Raw genomic sequence first — 18,046 nt, 5'->3', positions numbered from 1 at the left:
GTCACGACGCACGCACCCTGGGGTCTGCAATCCGTTCGGCAAGGTCGCTGAGGGTCATCACCAGCACGTACGCCAGGGCCGAAACGAGGGCAACGCCGGTCACCAGCGGGATGTCGCGCAGGGTGACCGCATTGAGCAGCGTCCGGCCAAGTCCGGGGCGGGCGAAGATGGTTTCAACGACGACGGCGCCACTGATCAGCGAGCCGAAGGCCCAGCCGGAGAGGGCGATACCGGGGATGGCGGCATGGCGCAGTGAATGCCGGAAGAGCACCCCGCCTTCGGTCTCGCTCCGGGCCCGGGCCGAGAGCGCGAACGGCGAGGTAGTCGCCGTGAGCATGGACTCGCGCATCACCTGTCCGAGGAAACCAGCCAGTGGCAGCGCCAGCGTCACCACCGGAAGGATGAGCCCTTCGGCGGAACCTGTGTTCACCGGCGGAAGCCAGCCCAGGTTGATGCTGAAGAGCAGGATCAACACACTGGCGAGCCAGAAGTGCGGCACGGCGGCGCCGACAATCTCCAGACCTGAAGACACCAGGGACGCGCTGCGGCCGGACAGCGTGGACCAAGTGGCAAGGCCGAGGGCGATAATCCATGCCAGCACCAGTGAGAGCAAGGCCAGGGTCAGCGTTGCGGGCAGCTGTTCGCCAAGCAGGGAAGAGACCGGCATCCGGAGCGAGTAGGAGTTCCCGAGGTCGCCCTGGACCAGGCGGCCCAGCTGGGCAAAATACTGCACTACCAACGGCTGGTCGAGTCCGTACTCCGCCCGGACCTGCGCCAGTGCCTCGGCCGAAGCCTGTGATCCCGGTCCGCCAAGAATCGCCTCAGCGGGGTCTCCCGGAATCATCCTGATACCGAAGAAGATCAGCGTAATGACGGCCCACAGCACAAATACGGCGCCCAGCGTTTTGGCAAGCAGCCAGCGGGCAGCTTCTAACAGCCGCCCGCCAATGCCGGCCGGACGCGTCACCGATTGAGCCACACATCATAGAACGTCGGGGTGGACACGGTTGGCAGTGCACGGAGGCCCTCGACGCTGGAGCGGTAGAGGAAATGGTTCTGCTGGTCGTAGAGCGGCAGGATGTAGTAGCCCTCCAGGATCAGCTTCTGCGCTTCCTCATACAGGGCGGCGCGCCGTTCCGGCTCCGTTTCCCTGCTGGCCTCGGTCAGCAGCTTGTCGAGTTTGGCACTGTCGACCTGCGCCAGGTTGGCGAAGTACCCGCTGGGAGCTGGTTCAATTCCATCCGAGTGGTAGAGAATCCGCAGCACGTCCGGTCCGACCTTGGTGTACGGAGCGCTGACCAGGTCATAGTTGTTCTGCGCCAGTGCGCCGTACCAGCTGGACAAATCCAGCAGGTTGAGGTTGATCTCGAAGCCGACGTCCTTGGCCGTGGCCTGGATCTGCTCGAACAGGGACACCTCGGCGGGAATCGACTGATTGGTGCTGACCGGGAATTCAAGGCTCAGGCGCTTGCCGTCCTTGACCCGGTAGCCCTGGGCGTCGCGCTGGTCCCAGCCGGCCTTGTCCAGGAGCCGGTTGGCTTCCTCCGGATCGTAGGTGAACAGCTCCGGATCCTCGTAGCCGAGCTCTTCGACGCTGGACAGCGGGGAGTAAGAACGTTCGGCCGTATCGAAGAACAGGCTGGAAATGCCGGCGTCCACGTTGGCGGAGTGGATGAACGCCTCACGGACCAGCGGATCGTTGAACGGTGGCTTGCTGGAATTGAGCTCGATCCGGTTCGAAGCACCGGGACGCGGAGCGTCGAGGTGCTCAATGGAATCGATCTTTCCGGCGGCGGAAATGGTATCGGGCTGGGCATTGTCGATGACGTCGACCTCACCCGCCTGCAACGCGGCGTAGCGCGACGCGGAGTCAGGAATGAACCGCCAGGTGATTGATTCCAGGTAGGCAGGACTCTTGTGGCCGGCGTCGGCCGGCGGGGAGTTGTAATCCTCATTGCGAACCAGGGTGATCGAGTTCTGTTTGACCCACTCGTCCACGATGAATGGACCGGTGCCAACCGGCGATTCACAGTTCTCTGCCTTTGACCGTTCGAGGGCGGTGGGGGACTGGATCGCGAGCCATGGCTGCGAGAGCGACTCCATCAACGCACTGTCCGGTTCACTCAGGTTGAGCCGGATGGTGTGCTCGTCGACGATTTCGGTGCCGGTGACCTTCTCCAGGGCCAGGAATCCGGTGGAGGACGCCGTCTCCGGATCCTTCAGATGTTCAATGTTGGCGCGGACGGCCTCCGCGTTCAACGGCGTGCCGTCGGTGAACTTCACGTCGTCGCGCACAGTGATTGTCCAGCTCAGCCCGTTTTCGGCTTCTTCCCAGCCGGTGGCGAGCCAGGGGATGATCTCGCCGTCGTCGTTCAGCGATACCAGCGGTTCGAGGTACTGCGTGGAGACAAGCGCCTGCGGGTAGTTTCCGCCGACATGAGGATCGAGGCAGGTAGGTTCGGCGTCGCCCGTTGCGTACACGAGATTGCCGCCGGAGACCGGTGTCTGGCTGGTCTGGTTCGATTCGGGCTCTGCCGTGCTGCAGCCGGTCAGCAGCAGTGCAGCCACGGAAATGGCGCCCACCGCCGTCGAAAACCGCGCGCGGGCAGGCCTGGGTGGAGTGGACATAGCTCATCATCCTGAAAATACTGGGGGAACAGCGGGCCACGGTCATCGGGGCTGCTGCGGGCCGAACGGCTCTTCCTTACCTCCAAACTCTAGAAGTGTTCGACCGCTGGTCCAAGTTGTATGACTTATTCAGATGAGAAAGCTCTCATGTGTCGCTCATACGGCCATCATGCTGCCCTGTTCAAATGGTGCTATGGAAAACTCGCGCCTGAAGGCATTTCCGGGGGAAGAAGCAGACATCGCCCTGCTCGAGAGCGCCGCGATGCACACGCCACTGCAGCTCGCGCTGGAAACAGCTGGCTTGCGGCTGACTGAGTGGAAACTTGTCCAGACCCATCACCGGCCGCACGCCGGCGTCACCGCCATCTACGAAACAGTGCACATCAATGCGGCGGGGGAGTCGGGAACAGATTTTGTCTGCGCGACGACGGCTAAGGTCCCAGCGACGACGACGAAGCCGGTGGTCCGGCTGAGCGCTCCGGCAACAGTTGATCGGACCGAGAGCGGGGAGCAACCTGAATTAACCCTGTGGCGCCACCCGCTCGACCCGCTGCTGCCCGGACTGGCCTGGGCCTGCGATTCCGCCGCCGTGGCCGAGGCGGTTTTCGGAAAGCCCGGAGCAGATATCCAATTGCGCACCATCAGCTATCGTCCACTGCGACGGGCGGTCATCGCCGCCACGTTCGAGGGCGAGGAAGCCTTCCTGAAGGTCGTCCGGTCCGGGCGTGCCGACGTGATGTACCGGCGGCACAGGATGCTCACCGAAGCTGGAATTCCGGCCCCGGAACCTTACGCACCGCCACAGCACGACGTCTTGGCTCTCCGCAAGGTCACCGGCACACCGCTGGCGCAGGATCTGCTGGACAACGGCGCAATGGCCATGGCCCCGGAGACGCTGATTGACCTGCTCCGGCGTATCCCCGCCGAAGCCATGGAGCTGCCCGCCCGTCCATCGTGGGCCAGCCGGGCGGGCGACTACGCGATGGCAGCGGCCGCGGCCCTGCCTGCCGAACGCAGCCGGATTATGGATGTCGCCGCGCGGATCATGGGCCTGCTGCCCTCGACCGATCCGGGGCCCGTGGTGCCCAGCCACGGGGATTTCTATGAGGCGAACCTGCTGGTCGACGGCGGCAAGATCACCGGAGTACTCGATGTCGACGCCGTCGGGCCCGGGTTGCTTGTGGATGACCTTGCCTGCTTCATCGGCCATCTGGCGGTGCTGCCAGCCGTGGATGCCCGCTATGTTCGCGTGCCGTCTGCCATGCAGAGATTCCTGGCAGGCTTCGATACCGCCGTGGATCCCGCGGGACTGCGGATCCGGGCTGCCGGCGTCGCTTTGTCCCTGATCGCCGGGGCGAAGCGCAGCGGTACCGACGACTGGTATGACGATGCACTCGGACGACTGGAGGCAACGGAAAAATTGGCCGATGCCGCCGTCGGAATTGCCCGCTATGTCGATTCTGAGAACTCTCTCATCCCCGGCTCAAAGACCTCTCACATTGAACCGGCAGTCTAGACATATCAGCAACCCGCTGTTACTCGAAAGGAAAGATCATGAATAAGCGAAACGTCTGGATTGTCACCGGATCACTCGGCGTCGTCGCACTTGGCGCATCCGCAGCGGCGGCTGACTACGGCCAGATGCAGACCAACCTGGGACCGGCGATCATCCAGACGGGAACTCAGGCAGCGGAACGAGGCTCGGACGACAGCACTAAGGTTGTATCGGCCGAGAACTTCAATTCCGATGACTGGATGGTGAAGGCGTCCTCCGGGAACACTGCCAACACACCGAATACGGCGAATACACCGAACACTGCTCCCTCCCCGGTCAGTGCGCAATCGGCGAACACGCCCAATACGCCGAACACCCCCAACACGGCGAACACGCCCAACACTCCGAACACTCCCAACACCCCGAACACCCCGAACACGCCAAATACGCCGGCCTCAGCTCCGACCGCCGTCTCAGCCGTATCTCCGTTGACCCCGCCTTCGGCGCCGTCACCGGTGTCGGCCCAAAGTGCACAGTCAGCTCCCAGCGCTGACTAGGCGACTAACCCCCAAAGTCGCCGCCAAAAGGGCGGGCGGGCCGTTTCCCCAGCGGCCCGTCCGCCTTCTTTATGCGCCGCTCAGATTCGGCATTTTGCTGTCAAATCCTTCTGTCTGAGTGCCGGGGCGTTCCTTGTCAAAATGTAAAATGCGCTTTACATGGCACTCTCGGCGAATGTAAAGTTCATCATACATTTTGGTTTCCAAGGAGAGGTGTCATGGCGAAGAGGAAACAGTACGTCCCTGTAGGTGCAAGCGCGTTGGCTGGTGGAGCCATCATTGGCGTGAGCGCCGGCCTTTTCGAACCGGTCAACGATTTTGCCTGGCTCGCAGGGTTGGCGTTCGGAACTCTAGGTTTCCTTGCGGCGGGACTTGTCGCCTGGGTGGTACTCGTCGCCGGCAAGGATCCAAAAATCGTTCGGACCGAGAACGCGAACTCCATTGAACAATCATGGATCAGGCGCGCGGCATCTTCGGCCTTTTTTGACCTCATCGTTCTTCTGTCATTGGTCGTGCTTTTCTTCTCAATCACCCGTTTCGAAGCGCCGTTGCAGTTTGTGCTTGCTCCTGTCGTCTTTATGGCCTTGGCCGACATGGGAATACGGCGGGCGATTCTCGCCAAACGGGAGAGCTGATGCGCAATTTGGTGAAAGAGCGACGCAGGGAGGCAGGCTTGTCCCAGGAACAGCTTGCCTCGCGGCTAGGCGTGAGCCGCCAGACCATCATTTCCATCGAACGCGAGCGGTTTGATCCAAGCCTGGACCTGGCATTCCGCCTGGCCGGTATTTTCGATGCTCAGATTGAGGAGCTTTTCCTACCACCCAGCCAGGAGCTTTCCGGGACTTAAGCGGTGAAACCAGGTGAAATGACTTCCCACTTGCCGAACAAGGTCAGGTCCGCCGCCACGGCCACGGACCGGGAGGCGTGATTGTCCAACTGGCAGCGGTACTGAGGTTCGTATCCATGCTCATAGGCGTGCCTGCTGATAGAACGCACGACTCTGCGGGCATGGCCCTTTTTCCTGAATTGCGGCAGCGTCAGTATGCCGATATCCGCTATCTCAGAATCCCTCCACGGATACATGCTGGCAGCGCTGACCAGTCGATTGTTTTCGAAGGAACCGAAGACTGCCCAATGGCCGAGCTCCACATAGGCATCATCCAGATCCTGTTCGGACGCGGCTGCTTGAAACTCCTCGAATGCTGTCCGGTCCTGCTCCGTCAGTTGACGCAATGCATTCACGGGACTCTCTTGCAACAGGTCAGGTCGTGCAGCTTGAGAAAAATAAAAAAGACAATCCGCATCGTGCAGAACGACTCCCGCGTTCTTCAAAGATTGCCGGAAGCTCGGCTCGGACAATTCCTGCCGCTGATGAAGGCCGAGATGATTGGCCACTTCAGGAGTCAGAGCGGCCATCACTTTGCCGTCCAGGGTGTCTAAGACCATGAGCCGGCGGTCATCGCTGAGGTCGGGATTGGTGACGACGACGAACGACTCGTCTTCATATACGACCTCGCCATTCGCAAATGGCGCACGCCAGAAATCACGTATTGAATGGGCAAAGGATGACAACTTGTTCACTCCAGGATCGTGGGTCGGCCGTCGGGTCACCGGATGCGGCTATTCGCCGTCGACCAGCCGGTATCCCATGCCGCGTACGGTGACGAAATGGGCGGCACCGAGTTTGTTGCGGAGGTAGCGGACGTAGACGTCGACGACGTTGGATCCCGGATCGAAGTCGTAACCCCAGACGCGGGACAGTAGCTGCTCACGGCTCAGCACCTGGCCTGGGTTGCGCAGGAATGCCTCGGCCAAGGCGAATTCACGGGCTGAGAGGTCAATTTCCCGACCGTCGACGGCGGCCCGCCGCGTGCGGAGGTCAAGCTTGAGCTTGCCGTGGGTCAGCGTGGTGGTTTCACCGCTGTTGCTGTCGACCCGAAGCCGGAGCCGGATCCGGGCGAGAAGCTCTTCGAACCGGAACGGCTTGGCCATGTAGTCATCGGCGCCGCCCTCCAGCCCTGCGACGGTGTCGTCGACAGAGCTGCGCGCCGTCAGGATGATGACCGGACTGTTGTTCCGGTTTTCCCTCAGCCGCCGCAGCACGGTAAACCCGTCCTGATCCGGCAATCCGAGGTCGAGCACGATCAGTTCGAAGTCACCTGTTTGGGCCAGGTCGTATCCCTCACGGCCGGTGCTGGCCACCGTTGGCACATATCCAGCTGAGCGCAATCCCTTGGCGACGAAGGAGCTAATCCGGTCTTCGTCTTCAATAAGGAGGATCTGGCTCATCGGGCTCTCTCTCGATCTGAAACGGCGGAATCTGGTTGGCGGTCGGGCTTAATCGGAACAGACACCCGTTCTGTTGCCTGCGTGGAACGTTCCAGTTTGGCCGGCTGTCCTTTGGCAGCGCTGCCCGGCGCTTGGACGGGAATCTGTTGGGTAATCGGTCCCGCGAACAGCCCGGACCTGGAGCCCTCCGCCGCGTGGCGGAAGACCGGCAGGTCCAGAGTGAAAATGGAACCGACACCCGACGCGGATTCCAGCCCGACGCTACCACCGTGCGCCCGCGCAATGGCGCTGACGATGGTCAGGCCCAGTCCGGATCCTTCGCTGCGGCTCGTCCGGCTGCCACGGTTGAAGCGCTCGAAGATCCGGGATTGGTCCGCAGGGGCGACACCGATTCCTTCGTCGCGGACCCACAGTTTCAATCGGTCGTCAACAACCTGAGAACCCAGGGCGATCGTGGAACCAGGTTCCGAGAATTTCACCGCATTCGCGGCCAGCTGCAGCCAGGCCTGGGTGATTCTGCGAGGGTCCACCGAACAGGTCCGGGAGGTGCGGGCGTCAATAATCCAGCGACGCTTGCCAAGTGGCCGTGCCTTGTCGAGGACGTCGTCGGTGAGTTTGCCGACGTCGAGCTCCTGCTCCCGTACAAAGTCCGGCCGGTCGACATTGGCCAGGGTCACCAGATCGTCGACCAGCAGGTGCATCCGGTCGAGTTCGTCGAGCGCGATGGTCTGTGCCGAGCCGACATCCTCCGGATCGTTCACATCCAGCAACTCCATATGGCCACGGACAATGGTGATTGGCGTACGCAACTCATGGCCGACGTCGTCAAGCAGCTGCCGTTGTGAGCCGAAGGCGTTCTGCAGCCGGTCCAGCATGGCATTGACCGTACGCGTCAGCTCCGACAGATCGTCATTTCCAGTCACAGGGATGCGCTGGGAGAGGTCGGATTCGCCAATATGTTGGGCGGTTTCGCGGACCAGGCGGATGGGTCGAAGCAGCCGCCCGGCAACCAGCCAGCTGACGACGGAGATCAGCAACAGGGAGCCCAGGCCCACGAGAGAGTACGTAAAGAACGTCTCATTGATCCGGCTGAGTTCGGCACTGCGGTCGAAGGCAAGGACGAACAGTCCAGGTGTGGGGTCGGAGGAGAGCTGGACCGGAACGACCACCATTCGATAGTCGGTGGTGGATGTTTCCACGGTTTGGATCCGGATGGTGTCCTGGGGGTCGTACGCCTCGATCCAGTTGACGAGTTCGGTGTCGTCTTCAAGCCGCACGGGAACGGGGGCGGGGGCGACAAACCGGAGTTCACCGGCGCTGAACCCGAGCATGCCTTCATTCCGGGCCGGAACCGTCCGCTGCATGGCGACCGAAACCAGTCCGTCGGCGGTGGTGAATCTTTCCAGCGTGGACGGGTCAATGCCGTCCTCCGCCAGCGCGCGGAACTCGGTCACCGAGCGGCCGAGGGAGTCGTTGATGATCTCATCAACTTGATTGCGCTGCAGCAAATACGCGGTACCACCCGCAACAATCAGTCCGACCGTTACCAGTGACATGACGGCGGCGAGCACACGGGCTCGGACTGTCAGGGGCCTGCGCCAACGCTGCCTAATCGCTTCCATTAGCCGTCATCACCTTCTTCGCGGTCCTCATCCTCGTCGCGATCGCCGCCGCTGTCATCCCTTTCCTGCCTATCAGCGCGGTCGTCGACTCGATCCTCTTTAGCGTCTGCCAGGTCGTCCCTGCGGTCCTCCCTTGCGTCCCTGGCATCCTCGGCGGAATCACGGTCTTGGGCCCTGTCATTGCTGTCGTCGCCGGTGCCGCTCTCGTTTGAGTCGTCCTCGCTTGAGTCGTCCGGGCCGTCATCACTGAGACCCTCGTCGCGGTCCCCGCCATGATCATCGCCGTCGTCGTCATCATCATCGTCCAGCGACTCCGGCTCTGCGGGCTGGACGGGAACGGGCGTCTGTGCCGTCGGTTTTGGCTTAGGCTCCGGTTTCGGATCGGGAGTCGGGCTCGACGTCGGGGAGGGAGGGGACTGGCCGGAATCTTTATCTTCGGCGGTGGGCTTCGGTGTGGCGCTCGCCTGCGGCGATGGAGATGTCGAGACGGTGATGGATTCACCGAGATCGACGGGCCCGGGCCCTTGAAACGTTCCTGCAACCAGCAGGGCAGCGACGAGCGCGCCGGCCGTTGAGACGCCGGCGAAGGCTGCCTTGCCCCAGCGCGAGTGCTCCATACAACTATTATGCTGCCCGATAATGAGACGTTTGTGAGAAAACTACAACGATCTGTGCAGTCCTGGCTACCGGAGGCCCAAAGGGGCCTGTGACCGGCGCCATATGGCATCGACCCCGCCTGCCGATGTAGCCTAGAGATTCCAAGGGGCTATGGCGCAGTTGGTAGCGCGTCTCGTTCGCAATGAGAAGGTCCGGGGTTCGAATCCCCGTAGCTCCACCATGATTCGTTCATGCAGTTTAGCCCGGAGGGTCTGGACCAGTGGCGCTCCCGGGTCCCGTTACCGGGTTGCGAGCCCGAGATGGCCCCGCGTGATAGTGGCACGCCCACTATGGTGAGCAGGATACCACCGGACCTGCACTTTGAACGCTAGTGTCCGACGCCGGAGTACCCGCAGTCCCTCCGCCCCGTCAGTTATCCAAGTGATAGCGACTGTGGGCAAAAGCAATCCGATGAGGGTGGCAGCGATGAGGAACGGCTCGGCTGGAAGATCCACATCGTAAGCAATTCGAGCGACGAAGTAGTCACCGTGCGGTTTATCCGCAACGCGGACATCGCTACGAGCCCGTTTGAGCCTGGAGGGTTGGCAAAACCACAGGATTCCGGTGGAAGGTGCTAGACGCGATCCATCCGCCACTAACTGCAATGAGCAGAGCCCCGATGGATTGCGTCGGCAGGCTGGCACCGGTGGTCGCCATTCCCAGGACTACGCCCAGGACGTAGAAAACCAGCGTCGCCGCTATCCATGATGCCCCGGCCCACCGGGGCAGGCTGCCGGAGCGCCAAATAGCCACACCCAGGAACAGGTTGCCGACAAGTGCGAGCAGGAGCCCCAGCATGAAGGTCAACGTCATGGCGTCGGAGAATTCCACCTGCATGACGCCTGATATTCCTGAAAGGTACGCCCTGCCGAGCGCGGGTGTAGCGAAGGTCGAGATCACGGCCGGAACCAGCAACAGTGCATGGCCGGCAGCCGCGACCACCATCGCCGCGAGTGCCAGTCGGCCGCTCTTGCCGCCGGCCAGGTAGGCGCCTAAGGAAATAGTCGCGAAGATTGCCAGGATAGTTCCGCCCGTACTTCCGATCAGGTGACTGATGAGGTACGAGGATGAACTGACGAATTCTGCCCAGCCTTGGGGGTCAGTCGTCTGATCAGGCTGGGGCTTGAATGAAGACCATGCGGTCAGCAGGCCATATACGGGCAGGGCAATCAGACCGGCCCGGATCCAGTTTGTTGTGGTTTGGGAGTTCATCTTGAAGCACTTTTCCTTCGGACTGGCTTAATTCCGTGTAGTGGAAAAATGCTCCATTACCATCTGAGTTTGCGCCTTGCTGACCGGCAGGCTCTAGAGTCCAAAGTCATCTATTACTTCCTGGCAAGGGTGGATGAGAAACGGACTTCGGTCACGCTAAACCATGCCCCGGTTGGATGAACCGCCAACGAGAAGGAAGGAACCCCTTAGAGGTCGCCTAAGCAGCCCGGTGGCTCCAGTTGCCGTGGTCGATCTCCAGAAGGTTGCCGTTGGCGTCGCAGCAGATGTTCACGGGCTCGCCGTAGTGCTCGCAGTCCTGATCTTCGCAGAGATCCGAAAGGTCTCCCGAATAGATATCGGCGTAGCGCTGTTCCCATTCGTCGACCTTTTCCATGGCCCAGGCGCTGCCCTGGTCAGCCAGGATTTTCAGCTCCTCGATGGAATACCTGCCGCCCTGCTGAATCCGCTGGTCGGCAGCCGTGCTTGCTGTGGCGGTGTTCGTTCGCATCATGAGGCCAACGTACTGCGCCCTACCGACAAAATTCGTAAAACCCGGCAGCGTGTCGAATATTTGCGCCTGTGTCAGTCGTCCCATCCGCTTTGCGGCGTGGCGCAGGTGCCCCGGAAGACGTACTGCGAGGGGCGTTTCCGTTGCCGGCTGGACCAGTCGATAGCCGGCCGGCGCTGCTCCGCCGGGAGGTAGCCAAGCCGGTAGACCGCCATCAGCTCCAGCTCATCCGGCACCTCCAGCAGTTCAACAATCTTTGCCCAGTTTTCCGGCACTTCCATCGGGAAGGACACGAACTGGATGCCCATCTTCAGTTCCACCGTGGTCAACCACAGATTCTCCATCGCCGCACCCATGCTGAACACCGAGTAAAACCCGGACAGCTGGTTCGGCCGGTATTCGCCCCGGTCCAGGAGCACGCCCAGCAGCAGCGGTGATCCTTCAACGAGCTTCCGGTTATCGGCTCCCAGCTTCTGCGGAACGCGCAGCTTGTTCATTAGGGTCTGACCCGACGGCGTGAACACCCGCTTGGTGAAAGGCCTGAGCAGCGAAGGCAGCTGGTCGAAAAGCATGCCGTCCCGCCGCTCGTCCATTTCCTCCTCGCTGAAGCGGAAGTAGCGCTTGTACCGTTCGAAGAACGTACCCTCCGCCATCACCTGGGTCATGCTTTCGCCGCTGATTTCGGCGATCTTGTCAATGGTGCCGCGGTCCTCGATCACCACGAACCGCCACGGCTGGCTGTTCAACTGGGATGGCGCCATCCCTGCGGCAGTCAGGAGCAGCCGCTGATGCTCCTCGGAAACCGGATCCGGCAGGAACGGTCCATTGGTTGTCTTGCGGCCACGGATGACGTCGAGGAACTCCATTTTTACCTCCAGGAGACGATGAGACTGACAATATAGAACGGCGCCGCACTGAGGGCGAGGTACACGTGGTTGTTCGAGTGGGAACTGATATAGGGAATGGCGGCAAGTGGAAGCAGCCCCGGCAGCAAGTACCAGCCGGCCGTTCCCGGTATCCAGAAAACGGTGGAAACAGCCAGCGCGGTGAGGATGAACGTACAGATATAGAACGCGTGATGGAGCCAGTGGACGCGGCTGGAATCAAACAGCCGGAATTTGACGACGGCGCCCAGGCCGCAGCTCGCGGCATAACTCGCCGAGGCCACCGCCACCCAGAAAAACGACGTCATCACGAGCCTGCCCCCGGTAGATACTGGCTGTAGTCTTTCACAGGCAGGAACGGGCGAGCGGGAAGGAGACGGATAGATGGCAGAGTTTTCCTTCGACGAACTCAGCCGGTTTCCGGATGTCCAGGCGGACAATCTCTTCGCTTCCGACGCCGCAGACCGGCTTCTCCTGGCGGAAGCAGCCGCTGACCTGGAGGTGGCTGGCGATAACGACGTCGTGATCATCGGTGACCGCTACGGTGCACTGACGCTTGGGGCGGCCACGATGCTCAATCCCGGGGAAATCCGCGTCCATCAGGACAGCATCACAGGCGAACTGGCGCTGGACAGCAACGCCCAGCGGCTTGGTCCGGATGTCGATTACAGGCACTCCGGATTAGGGGAGGAGTTGCTGATGGGCGCGCGGATCGTGCTGCTCCAGCTGCCCCGCAGTCTCGAAGCGCTCGCCGAAATTGCCGACGCCGTGGCACGCTACGCTGCGGACGACGTCGTTCTCTATGCCGGCGGGCAGGTCAAGCACATGAGTCTGGCGATGAACGATGTGCTGAAGCGGCATTTCGGTTCGGTGCGGGCAGGTCTGGGCAAACGGAAGGCGCGTGTGCTGACGGCCAGAGAGGTCCAGCGGCCCGAGGGCCCCTCTGATTACCCAGCGCGGCAATTCCACCCGGAGCTTGGCCTCTGGATCTATGCCCATGGTGCGGCGTTCGCGGGTACCAAGGTCGACCTCGGAACCCGGTTTTTATTGGAATTCCTGCCGCAAATCGGTATGGAGTCCGGCATCGCCGTCGATTTGGGCTGCGGCACCGGTCTGATTGCGGCGGAACTGGCCAGGCTCAAACCCGGGCTGGAAGTGATCGCGACGGACCAATCTGCGGCAGCCGTGGATTCGGCGGCGGCGACGGCCGAGGCCAACGGATTGTCGGCGCAGATTCGCGCCGTCCGGGATGATGCGATGTCCTCATTCGACGATGCGTCGGCGGACCTGGTCGTCTGCAATCCGCCATTCCATATTGGGGCGTCGGTCCATGCCGGAGCAGCTTTGAAACTGTTCGATGCCGCAGCCCGGGTGCTGCGCCCCGGCGGCGAATTGTGGACGGTGTATAACTCGCACCTGCGCTATCGGCCGGGGCTGGAGAAGACGGTCGGACCCACGGAACAACTGGGGCGCAATCCCAAATTCACCGTGACCCGCAGCGTCCGCCGCTGAGCCGATGAGTTTCGTCTGGCCGATCCGTCTTTACTGTGTTGGATATTTCACGCACTTCGAATCACGGCCTGAGGAGAAACAAGATGACGGAATTCACCACTACAGCCCGCGGCGACCGGGTCGCCTATGACCTTTATGGTTCCGGCCCGGCGATTATCTTCGTGGCGGGCGCCGGCCCGTTCCGCGCCACCGACCAGTCGACCACCGAAACCGCCAAACGGGCGGCAGAGCACGGCGTGACGACGCTGGTCTTTGACCGGCTGGGCCGCGGTGAAAGCGCCGCTGAAGGGCCGCTGACTCTTGAACGCGAACTCGACGCCATCGCTGCCCTGCTCGACGTCGTCGGCGGTTCCGCCGTGCTCTGCGGGCACTCTTCCGGATGTTCCATCTCGCTTAAGGCAGCCGCTGAGGGCTTGCCGGTCGAAGGCCTTGCGCTGTGGGAAGCTCCGCTGGCAGGCAGTGCTGCCGAAACCCAGGCGTGGTCCGACGAAATAGAGCGGCTCATCGACGCCGGCGATTTCGAAGGCGCGAAGGAGCACTACATGAAGGACATGCCGCCGGAATGGTTGGCTGGAGCGAAAGCATCGCCGGAATGGCCGCAAATTGCCGCAGGGGTCGTCAGTACGCGCGCCGACGCACAATCCATGGCGTGGGCGGTGGCCGGACTTGAGGAGCGGAGCCTCGGTGGTATCCGTGTGCCGGCGCTGGCCATGTATGGAACCGAGACTTTCCCGGAAATGACGACGGCGGCCGAACGCATCGTCCAAGTACTGCCCAACGCGGCGAAGAAGGAAATGCCGGGAGCACAGCACACTTGGGAACCGGCGCCTATGGCGGCCGAACTCGCCGCGTTCGCAAAAGTCGCTGTAGCGGCTCTGTAATGTCCTGGCCGATAATTTTCTCTATGGAGATGTCGATCCGGGACTGTTTCGTTCGACGCTTTAGTAGAGGGACGCATCCGGCGCCTTCCTGAACAAGGAGAACATCATGAAATACATGCTGATTATGCGGGCAACAGCGGCGGCAGCGGAGGCCTACAAGGACGTGGACTTCGAACAGATCATCAACGCGATGGGCCAGTACAACGAGTCGATGATTAAGGCAGGGGTGCTGCTGGCGGGTGAAGGATTGTCCGACGCCGATGAGGGCTTCGTCGTCGATTTTGACGCCGAGCAGCCGATCGTCACGGACGGCCCGTACGGGGAAACCCATGAGCTGTTCAACGGTTTCTGGATTATCCAGGTCTCGAGCAAGGAGGAGGCCGCCGAATGGGCGAGCCGCGCGCCCCTCGGCCCGGGCAGCAAGCTGGAGGTCCGCCGCGTGACTGACGAGAGTGACTTCGAAGATTTCGCTGACAATGAGTACGTGAAGAAGGAAAGCGAGTGGCGCGAACAGCTCGGCACCAAGTGACCGGCTGATCGTCAGGAATGGCTGATGACCAACATCCAAGCCACGCTGGACGCCATTTGGCGGATTGAGGGCGCCCGCATCGTCGCCACCCTTGCCAAGATGACTGGCGACGTCGGCCTGGCGGAGGATCTCGCCCAGGAGGCCTTGGTGGATGCGCTGAGCCAATGGCCGGAGTCAGGTGTTCCGCGGAATGCGGGCGCCTGGCTCACGGCTGTGGCCAAGCGCAAGGCCATTGACGGGTGGCGGCGGCGTGAACGCCTGGATGAGCGGTACCGCGCCATCGCCTACGACCTTGAGGAAGCAGCCGAGGATGAATGGCAGCCGATTCCCGACGACGTCCTGCGATTGATCTTTGCGGCCTGCCATCCGGTGCTCTCACGTGAGGCGCAGGTTGCGCTGACACTGCGTGTCGTCGGCGGGCTCACCACAGAGGAGATCGCCCGCATGCTGCTCGTGCCGGTAGCGACAGTCCAGCAGCGCATCGTCCGGGCGAAGAAGACCCTCTCGGCGGCGCGGGTTCCGTTCGAGGTCCCCGACCCCAATGAGTGGAGCGCCAGGCTGGGAGCAGTCCTCGGCGTCGTCTATTTGATATTCACCGAAGGGTACGCCGCCACAGCCGGCGACCGCTGGATCCGTACTGAGCTCGCCAACGAGGCGCTCCGGCTGGGGCGGGTGGTGGCGGGAATGCTGCCGCGCGAACCTGAAGCGCATGGTCTCGTGGCACTGATGGAGTTTCAAGCTTCACGGTTCGCCGCCCGGGTCGCCAGCAACGGCAGTCCGATACTGCTGGCCGACCAGGACCGCTCGCGATGGGACCGCAACCAGATTGGCCGCGGCCAAGCAGCGCTCAACCGCGCCGATGCTGTGGGACGAGGCCGCGGCAGCTACTCGCTCCAGGCGGCCATTGCCCAATGCCACGCACTCGCTCCAACCTTCGACGACACCGACTGGGACCGCATCGTGCTGCTCTATGAGGCGCTGGGTCGTATCGCTCCCAGCCCCGTCGTCGAGCTCAACCGGGCTGTCGCGGTGTCCATGGCCACAGGTCCGGAAAGCGCGCTGCGTATCGTCGACCAACTTGAGTCTCAGGGCGTCCTGCGCGGCTCACACCTGCTGCCGAGTGTCCGCGGCGAATTGCTCGCCCGGCTCGGACGGATCGTTGAAGCCCGTTCCGAGCTGCTTACTGCTGCCGGGCTCACGGCCAATGAGCGCGAGAGAGCCGTCCTGCGGGCCAAGGCGGACTCGATCAGGGGCAAGTAGCATCAAGGAGCGGGCGTCGCCGTCGTCGCCATGCGCAGCACAGCGGTGCCGTCAACATCTTCGGTGGATAACGAGACTTGCAGCGACGAGACCTCGGCCAGCGATTTCAGATGCGTGCCGCCACACGGAATACTCACCGTCTGTTCGGGAAGTTCACAGACCCAGAAGCGCCGGTCGGTGAGGGTCTCGCCGTCGCGGTCAATCCGGACCGCGGCGCGGGTGCCGACCCATTCGACCAGGGCCGCATTGACGGCGTCCTCGATGGCCGGCAGGTCCTGCTGCAATCCGTCGACGATGAAGCCCTTGCGCCGAAGTGACTTGCCGAGCCGGTAGGTGTCGACGGAACCGTTTTCGGCGACCTTCGACGCGTCAATAGCGAGCCCGTCGAAGTCCGGTGTGCCCAGCCCATCTTCGCGGACTTCCTTTTTCCAACGGCCGGCCATCGCCTTGTTCAGCGCCAGCGAAGCCACGTGGCAGGCGGTGTGCCCGGTCGAGAGCGCCATCCGGTAGCCCTCGTCAACCACAACGTCCACCTCGTTGCCCTCAGCCAGTGCCGCGCCGTCGTCGACAATGTGGGCGACGGCGAAAGTCCATCCCTCGGTGCCCTTTTTTACCGGGATTTCGGGGCCGGTGAACAGCTCGGTTCCGTCAGTCGCTGCGACAACACAGTCGATAACCGCCAGTTCCGTATCGTTGTGGCGGATGGTGGCCCGGTCCGGTCCCTGGTCCGGCCAGCCGGCGTCGACCGGGTGACACGGTGTGGCATTGAGCAGGACAGCGGTGGTGCCGTCACCTCGGTCGGCAAGATGACGCACGATGGCGGTTCCCCTGGTTTCGCCGTCGGGATAGGTGACGATTGTCGGTTCAGAGGGAAGTGTCACGAAGGTCCTTCAGATTGGGGGCGGGGAGCCAGCCTAGCGTTGCAGAGTCTCCAGATTATCGCCTTCTCCGGTACCCGCGATGAGCCTGCTTCCCCGGTCCAGTCGAACCAGTAAGGTTGGATCCATCAAAGCCGCGCCGGCATCCGGAACCAGGGAAACCAGCGGCCGGCACAGGATGGGGAGTAATAGTGCACATCGAAGCAGATTCCGTCGAGGACTATGCAGCCAAGCTGCCGGAGGACCGGCAACCGGCCTTCCAGGAGCTGCTCACAACGATCCGGCAGAACATCGACCCGGATTTTGAAGAGGTGATTGAATACGGGATGCCCAACTGGGTCATCCCGCATTCGATCCATCCTGAGGGGTACCATTGCGACCCGAAAAAGCCGGTGCCATTCCTCGCTTTGGGTAACCAGAAAAACTACATCGCGCTCTACCACATGGGTCTCTATGCCGATCCGGCGGCCTTGCAGTGGTTTCAGAACGCGTACAAGGAGACCGGGTACAAGCTGGACATGGGTAAGAGCTGCATCCGGTTCAAGAAGATGGATCAGATTCCCTATGCGCTGATCGCCGAGCTCGTGCGGCGGATCTCCCTGCGCGATTTCCTCGACATCTACACCTCCGCAAAGCAGCGCTAAGGAGCTTAGCCAGCGGGCTCCGCCATTCCGGTGAGCAGAGGCTGTGCGCGGTACGGGATGTGCTCGTGCAGCACGAGTTCGGTCTCCGTCCGCAACACCCCCTTGATCCGGAGGATAAACCGTAACGCGCTCTGCAGATGATGCGTATCAGTGGCAGCAACCCGGCACCAGATATCTCCCCGGCCAGCGATTTCATACACCTCCAGCACTTGCGCCTGGGTCCGCAAGGCCGCAATAACTCCATCGAGCTCGCGGTGGTTGACTTCGATCGTCACGAAAGCAACGACGTCGTACTCCAGCGATTCCAAATCGATTTCCCTGCCACCATTGCGCAGGATTCCCGAGCGGAGGAGCCGCTTGATCCTGGTTTGGGCGGTATTGCGGGCAATGCCGAGTGTTTCGCTGAGTTCGCCGATCTGCGCCCTTGGATCCTTGATCAATTCCAGCAGTAATCTGCGGTCCATCATGTCGAGTTTGCTCATCGCGATCA

Annotated in this window: 21 protein-coding genes and 1 tRNA gene; 10 read left to right on the top strand and 12 right to left on the bottom strand. The window is 62.0% G+C overall.

The window, feature by feature from the left end; all coding sequences use genetic code 11:
- Position 1: 1 nt before the first annotated feature.
- Positions 2-967, bottom strand: a complete 966-nt coding sequence (locus tag ACX80B_RS12420) for an ABC transporter permease (RefSeq protein WP_459296540.1) — start codon at positions 965-967, stop codon at positions 2-4.
- Positions 964-2,628: an ABC transporter substrate-binding protein gene (locus tag ACX80B_RS12415; protein ID WP_459296538.1), complete on the bottom strand. Its 1,665-nt coding sequence runs from the start codon at positions 2,626-2,628 to the stop codon at positions 964-966. The genes ACX80B_RS12420 and ACX80B_RS12415 overlap by 4 nt, the downstream gene beginning before the upstream one ends.
- 193 nt (positions 2,629-2,821) lie before the next feature.
- On the opposite strand from ACX80B_RS12415, the gene ACX80B_RS12410 reads away from it, so the two are divergent.
- The 4 genes from ACX80B_RS12410 to ACX80B_RS12395 all read left to right on the top strand — a co-directional run bounded on the left by ACX80B_RS12410 (position 2,822) and on the right by ACX80B_RS12395 (position 5,527).
- Complete coding sequence (locus ACX80B_RS12410) at positions 2,822-4,144, top strand: phosphotransferase family protein (protein ID WP_459296536.1); 1,323 nt, start codon at positions 2,822-2,824, stop codon at positions 4,142-4,144.
- Positions 4,145-4,182: 38 nt separating this feature from the next.
- On the top strand, positions 4,183-4,680 hold the full coding sequence (locus tag ACX80B_RS12405; RefSeq protein ID WP_459296534.1) for a hypothetical protein: 498 nt from the start codon (positions 4,183-4,185) through the stop codon (positions 4,678-4,680).
- Positions 4,681-4,898: 218 nt separating this feature from the next.
- Positions 4,899-5,315, top strand: a complete 417-nt coding sequence (locus ACX80B_RS12400; RefSeq protein ID WP_459296533.1) for a hypothetical protein — start codon at positions 4,899-4,901, stop codon at positions 5,313-5,315.
- A complete protein-coding gene (locus tag ACX80B_RS12395; RefSeq protein WP_459296531.1) occupies positions 5,315-5,527 on the top strand; it encodes a helix-turn-helix transcriptional regulator in 213 nt (70 codons plus the stop codon). Before ACX80B_RS12400 ends, ACX80B_RS12395 begins: the two co-directional genes overlap by 1 nt.
- Here ACX80B_RS12395 and ACX80B_RS12390 read toward each other — a convergent pair.
- The 4 genes from ACX80B_RS12390 to ACX80B_RS12375 are packed head-to-tail and all read right to left on the bottom strand — an operon-like array spanning position 5,524 to position 9,208.
- On the bottom strand, positions 5,524-6,261 hold the full coding sequence (locus ACX80B_RS12390) for a GNAT family N-acetyltransferase (protein WP_459296529.1): 738 nt from the start codon (positions 6,259-6,261) through the stop codon (positions 5,524-5,526). The two genes, ACX80B_RS12395 and ACX80B_RS12390, sit on opposite strands and share 4 nt — an antisense overlap.
- Before the next feature lie 39 nt (positions 6,262-6,300).
- Complete coding sequence (locus ACX80B_RS12385) at positions 6,301-6,969, bottom strand: response regulator transcription factor (protein WP_459296527.1); 669 nt, start codon at positions 6,967-6,969, stop codon at positions 6,301-6,303.
- On the bottom strand, positions 6,966-8,591 hold the full coding sequence (locus ACX80B_RS12380) for a sensor histidine kinase (RefSeq protein ID WP_459296525.1): 1,626 nt from the start codon (positions 8,589-8,591) through the stop codon (positions 6,966-6,968). The genes ACX80B_RS12385 and ACX80B_RS12380 overlap by 4 nt, the downstream gene beginning before the upstream one ends.
- Positions 8,591-9,208: a hypothetical protein gene (locus tag ACX80B_RS12375; RefSeq protein WP_459296523.1), complete on the bottom strand. Its 618-nt coding sequence runs from the start codon at positions 9,206-9,208 to the stop codon at positions 8,591-8,593. Before ACX80B_RS12375 ends, ACX80B_RS12380 begins: the two co-directional genes overlap by 1 nt.
- Before the next feature lie 145 nt (positions 9,209-9,353).
- On the opposite strand from ACX80B_RS12375, the gene ACX80B_RS12370 reads away from it, so the two are divergent.
- A tRNA-Ala gene (locus tag ACX80B_RS12370) sits at positions 9,354-9,429 on the top strand.
- Positions 9,430-9,764: 335 nt separating this feature from the next.
- Here the strand turns inward: ACX80B_RS12370 and ACX80B_RS12365 are convergent.
- From ACX80B_RS12365 to ACX80B_RS12350, 4 genes are all read right to left on the bottom strand, one after another.
- Positions 9,765-10,460, bottom strand: a complete 696-nt coding sequence (locus ACX80B_RS12365; RefSeq protein ID WP_459296521.1) for a hypothetical protein — start codon at positions 10,458-10,460, stop codon at positions 9,765-9,767.
- A gap of 217 nt (positions 10,461-10,677) precedes the next feature.
- Positions 10,678-10,971 carry a hypothetical protein gene (locus tag ACX80B_RS12360; RefSeq protein ID WP_459296519.1) on the bottom strand — a complete coding sequence of 98 codons (294 nt, stop codon included), beginning with the start codon at positions 10,969-10,971 and terminating at the stop codon, positions 10,678-10,680.
- Positions 10,972-11,042: 71 nt separating this feature from the next.
- Positions 11,043-11,834 carry a nitroreductase family protein gene (locus tag ACX80B_RS12355; protein WP_459296517.1) on the bottom strand — a complete coding sequence of 264 codons (792 nt, stop codon included), beginning with the start codon at positions 11,832-11,834 and terminating at the stop codon, positions 11,043-11,045.
- Positions 11,835-11,836: 2 nt separating this feature from the next.
- Positions 11,837-12,160: a hypothetical protein gene (locus tag ACX80B_RS12350; RefSeq protein ID WP_459296515.1), complete on the bottom strand. Its 324-nt coding sequence runs from the start codon at positions 12,158-12,160 to the stop codon at positions 11,837-11,839.
- A 76-nt stretch (positions 12,161-12,236) separates the two neighbouring features.
- Here ACX80B_RS12350 and ACX80B_RS12345 point away from each other — a divergent pair, with 76 nt between their 5' ends.
- The 4 genes from ACX80B_RS12345 to ACX80B_RS12330 all read left to right on the top strand — a co-directional run bounded on the left by ACX80B_RS12345 (position 12,237) and on the right by ACX80B_RS12330 (position 16,034).
- Positions 12,237-13,364, top strand: coding sequence for a class I SAM-dependent methyltransferase (locus ACX80B_RS12345; protein WP_459296513.1), 1,128 nt, complete (start codon positions 12,237-12,239; stop codon positions 13,362-13,364).
- 83 nt (positions 13,365-13,447) lie between these two features.
- Positions 13,448-14,245: an alpha/beta fold hydrolase gene (locus ACX80B_RS12340; protein ID WP_459296511.1), complete on the top strand. Its 798-nt coding sequence runs from the start codon at positions 13,448-13,450 to the stop codon at positions 14,243-14,245.
- Positions 14,246-14,351: 106 nt separating this feature from the next.
- The gene (locus ACX80B_RS12335; RefSeq protein WP_459296509.1) at positions 14,352-14,774 is read left to right on the top strand and encodes a YciI family protein; all 423 of its coding nucleotides are present in this window, start codon (positions 14,352-14,354) and stop codon (positions 14,772-14,774) included.
- A gap of 24 nt (positions 14,775-14,798) precedes the next feature.
- Positions 14,799-16,034 carry an RNA polymerase sigma factor gene (locus tag ACX80B_RS12330; RefSeq protein WP_459296507.1) on the top strand — a complete coding sequence of 412 codons (1,236 nt, stop codon included), beginning with the start codon at positions 14,799-14,801 and terminating at the stop codon, positions 16,032-16,034.
- Between the two features lie 2 nt (positions 16,035-16,036).
- On the opposite strand, the gene ACX80B_RS12325 is transcribed toward ACX80B_RS12330, so the two are convergent.
- Positions 16,037-16,915, bottom strand: coding sequence for an alanyl-tRNA editing protein (locus ACX80B_RS12325; RefSeq protein ID WP_459296505.1), 879 nt, complete (start codon positions 16,913-16,915; stop codon positions 16,037-16,039).
- Positions 16,916-17,103: 188 nt separating this feature from the next.
- On the opposite strand from ACX80B_RS12325, the gene ACX80B_RS12320 reads away from it, so the two are divergent.
- The gene (locus ACX80B_RS12320) at positions 17,104-17,556 is read left to right on the top strand and encodes a DUF1801 domain-containing protein (protein WP_459296503.1); all 453 of its coding nucleotides are present in this window, start codon (positions 17,104-17,106) and stop codon (positions 17,554-17,556) included.
- 5 nt (positions 17,557-17,561) lie between these two features.
- On the opposite strand, the gene ACX80B_RS12315 is transcribed toward ACX80B_RS12320, so the two are convergent.
- Complete coding sequence (locus ACX80B_RS12315; RefSeq protein WP_459296501.1) at positions 17,562-18,038, bottom strand: Lrp/AsnC family transcriptional regulator; 477 nt, start codon at positions 18,036-18,038, stop codon at positions 17,562-17,564.
- Positions 18,039-18,046 lie beyond the last annotated feature (8 nt).

The sequence above is a fragment of the Arthrobacter monumenti genome (assembly GCF_054511255.1).
The sequence above is the reverse complement of the archived record's forward strand: the minus strand, read 5'-3'. Positions and strand labels throughout refer to the sequence as shown.

Coding starts and splice junctions, on each gene's coding strand:
- ACX80B_RS12415 (WP_459296538.1), bottom strand. CDS start 2,628: ATGTCCACTCCACCCAGGCCTGCCCGCGCGCGGTTTTCGACGGCGGTG.
- ACX80B_RS12410 (WP_459296536.1), top strand. CDS start 2,822: ATGGAAAACTCGCGCCTGAAGGCATTTCCGGGGGAAGAAGCAGACATC.
- ACX80B_RS12405 (WP_459296534.1), top strand. CDS start 4,183: ATGAATAAGCGAAACGTCTGGATTGTCACCGGATCACTCGGCGTCGTC.
- ACX80B_RS12400 (WP_459296533.1), top strand. CDS start 4,899: ATGGCGAAGAGGAAACAGTACGTCCCTGTAGGTGCAAGCGCGTTGGCT.
- ACX80B_RS12395 (WP_459296531.1), top strand. CDS start 5,315: ATGCGCAATTTGGTGAAAGAGCGACGCAGGGAGGCAGGCTTGTCCCAG.
- ACX80B_RS12385 (WP_459296527.1), bottom strand. CDS start 6,969: ATGAGCCAGATCCTCCTTATTGAAGACGAAGACCGGATTAGCTCCTTC.
- ACX80B_RS12380 (WP_459296525.1), bottom strand. CDS start 8,591: ATGGAAGCGATTAGGCAGCGTTGGCGCAGGCCCCTGACAGTCCGAGCC.
- ACX80B_RS12375 (WP_459296523.1), bottom strand. CDS start 9,208: ATGGAGCACTCGCGCTGGGGCAAGGCAGCCTTCGCCGGCGTCTCAACG.
- ACX80B_RS12365 (WP_459296521.1), bottom strand. CDS start 10,460: ATGAACTCCCAAACCACAACAAACTGGATCCGGGCCGGTCTGATTGCC.
- ACX80B_RS12360 (WP_459296519.1), bottom strand. CDS start 10,971: ATGATGCGAACGAACACCGCCACAGCAAGCACGGCTGCCGACCAGCGG.
- ACX80B_RS12355 (WP_459296517.1), bottom strand. CDS start 11,834: ATGGAGTTCCTCGACGTCATCCGTGGCCGCAAGACAACCAATGGACCG.
- ACX80B_RS12350 (WP_459296515.1), bottom strand. CDS start 12,160: ATGACGTCGTTTTTCTGGGTGGCGGTGGCCTCGGCGAGTTATGCCGCG.
- ACX80B_RS12345 (WP_459296513.1), top strand. CDS start 12,237: ATGGCAGAGTTTTCCTTCGACGAACTCAGCCGGTTTCCGGATGTCCAG.
- ACX80B_RS12340 (WP_459296511.1), top strand. CDS start 13,448: ATGACGGAATTCACCACTACAGCCCGCGGCGACCGGGTCGCCTATGAC.
- ACX80B_RS12335 (WP_459296509.1), top strand. CDS start 14,352: ATGAAATACATGCTGATTATGCGGGCAACAGCGGCGGCAGCGGAGGCC.
- ACX80B_RS12330 (WP_459296507.1), top strand. CDS start 14,799: ATGACCAACATCCAAGCCACGCTGGACGCCATTTGGCGGATTGAGGGC.
- ACX80B_RS12315 (WP_459296501.1), bottom strand. CDS start 18,038: ATGAGCAAACTCGACATGATGGACCGCAGATTACTGCTGGAATTGATC.